Source organism: Pseudemcibacter sp., from assembly GCF_965661635.1.
In the GTDB taxonomy this organism is placed as follows: domain Bacteria; phylum Pseudomonadota; class Alphaproteobacteria; order Sphingomonadales; family Emcibacteraceae; genus Pseudemcibacter.
Genome location: NZ_CBFIEP010000174.1, coordinates 1 through 2420 on the forward strand (window position 1 = coordinate 1; position 2420 = coordinate 2420).

At 44.5% G+C, this 2420-nt stretch carries 3 protein-coding genes; 2 read left to right on the top strand and 1 reads right to left on the bottom strand.

Annotated elements, in window-relative coordinates; translation table 11 throughout:
- Positions 1 to 717 (top strand): molybdopterin-dependent oxidoreductase (locus tag ACTF6W_RS11555; protein ID WP_438994700.1); only part of this gene is annotated, 717 nt, incomplete at its 5' end.
- Positions 704 to 1249, top strand: coding sequence for a c-type cytochrome (locus ACTF6W_RS11560; protein WP_438994701.1), 546 nt, complete (start codon positions 704 to 706; stop codon positions 1247 to 1249). The genes ACTF6W_RS11555 and ACTF6W_RS11560, both read left to right, overlap by 14 nt.
- A 76-nt stretch (positions 1250 to 1325) precedes the next feature.
- Here ACTF6W_RS11560 and ACTF6W_RS11565 read toward each other — a convergent pair.
- The coding region (locus tag ACTF6W_RS11565) for an alpha/beta hydrolase family protein (protein ID WP_438994702.1) at positions 1326 to 2420 on the bottom strand (1095 nt) is incomplete at its 5' end.

Here is a 2420-nt window from a genome sequence, read left to right on the forward strand (position 1 = left end):
GTACCACTATCAACCTTGTTAGATGAATGTGGTGTTTCACCAGATGCAAAATGGATTATCGCCGAAGGGGCGGATAGTGGGTCTCTAGCGCGGTCTATTCCTATTGATAAAGCACTTGATGATACGATGGTTGCCATTTATCAAAATGGTGAACGTTTACGTCCAAGCCAAGGCTATCCAATGCGGATATTAAACCCTGGTTTTGAGGGGAACGTATCCATTAAATGGGTGCGTTCACTTTATGTTACTGATAAGCCTGTGATGTCACGCTTTGAAACATCGAAATATACCGACAAATTACATGACGGTAAATCATTGCAGTTCTCCCTTGAAATGGATGTGAAGTCGGTTATCACACGTCCGTCTAATGCATTAAGCCTTGAAAAGCGGGGAATGTATGAAATTACTGGTCTGGCTTGGTCAGGACGAGGCAAAATTGCCAAGGTTGAAGTGTCCGCCGATGGCGGCCGCACGTGGGCAGAAGCCATGCTTGAAGGACCAATCCAAAGCAAAATGCTAACACGGTTTAGAATTCCTTGGATGTGGGAAGGAAGGCCTGCGATCCTGCAAAGCCGCGCTATTGACGAATTTGGCCGTGTGCAACCCAGCCGTAAAGAACTTCTCGCTGCGCGTGGAAGGCAAGCATATTATCATTATCATGCGATCCATAGCTGGTCCATTAATGCTAGGGGGGCAGTAAGACATGTTTTTGCGTAAAATACTTATGGCTTCTTTATTACTTGGTGGCGCAACCATAACAGTTGCGCAGGAAAGTCGATTTGGAACACCCGCCACACAGGCGGATATTGATAAACGCTTTTGGTCCACATTCCCGGACGGTGAAAATTTGCCAGACGGGCAGGGCACAGCAATGCTCGGAAAACCATTATTTGAAGAACAATGCACAATTTGCCACGGAACACCCGAAGCACGCGGTGAAAATGATGTTCTTTTTGGTGGGCATGGTACAATTGGTACTGATAAGGCTTTGGCCACAGTTGGTAGTTACTGGCCATATGCTACAACGGTTTTTAATTATATCAGAAAAGCAATGCCCTACACGGCACCGATGTCCATGACGAACAGCGAATATTATTCAATAACGGCTTATTTGCTTTATGAAAACGGCATAATCGGTGAAGGGGATGTGATTAACAAAGAAACACTTCCCGACGTTAAAATGCCAAATGCAGGTAATTTCATCATGGCCTATCCCGAAGTTCCGGAAGAATATAGCATTCAGAAATAATTGTTTAAAATTTCAAAAGAAAAGAGCCATTCTGTGTCATGCGGAAGGGCTCTTTTTTAATGGGTTAATCTTTATTCTATTCCGTAAAATTATCGATTTGAATTTCCGGTAATTCACCAGCTGGCGTAAACCCTAAAATCTTTCCGTAGAAAACAAGCTCACTTTCAAGGGCGTGAATAATATTCTCTTTTTTACCAAACCCGTGATACTCACCTTCATAAGGATAGTATGCCACGGGCACCCCTTTTTCACGAAGGGCTGATACGATCAGTTCCGATTGGTTTGGCGGTACAACTTCATCAAGCAAGCCTTGGAACGTAATCAGCGGGCTTGTAAATCCATCGAGGTAGTTAATTGGAGAACGTGCCTTATAGATATCGATATCTTCCGGATAACGACCGATAAGACTGTCCAAATATCGACTTTCATATTTATGAGTATCACGTGCTAATACCTCAAGATCACTGATGCCGTAATAATTAGCACCAGCTGCGAAGACATCATGCTGAGAAAGGGCCACAAGTACGCTGTATCCTCCAGCACTGCCGCCCGCGATAAGTAGTCTCTCCGGATCAGCCAACCCTTGTTCCACAAGGTAATCTAGACCTGCTTTGGTATCATCAATGTCGACAACGCCCCATTGACCACGGAGCCGTTCACGGTAATTGCGGCCATATCCTGTGCTGCGACCATAATTGATGTCGATGATAGCAAAACCGCGTGTTGTCCAATATTGACGATTAAGTCTAAAGGCGGCACTTGTCGCGCCAGTAGGCCCGCCATGAAGGCGCACGATGGTTGGGGGAAGTTCACCTTCTGGTGCGGTATAGTTTGGATTTTTAGGTGCATAATAAAAGGCATGCACATCTTCGCCTTTTTGATTTGGGAATGTGATGGCTTCCGGTACGGAAACATAGGCATCATCAACCATTTGGTCTTGTGATATTTTGATGGTTTCAAACTCACCATCATCCCATTCAACAATTTCTGTAGCTGATGTCGCCGTTGCGGCTAATAAAAAGACATCATCACCATCAGAATAAACTTTTGAAATGCTGACATAGGGTGTTTCAATTTCGGTCACTTCACCATTCATTAAATTAACGGTCGCAAGATGTGATGTACCGCCGGATCCGTATTTTGCGATAATTTGATCATCCCCATAAAAAGC

Excerpts from the sequence above, each read along its gene's own strand:
- ACTF6W_RS11560 (WP_438994701.1), top strand. The coding sequence starts at position 704 with ATGTTTTTGCGTAAAATACTTATGGCTTCTTTATTACTTGGTGGCGCA.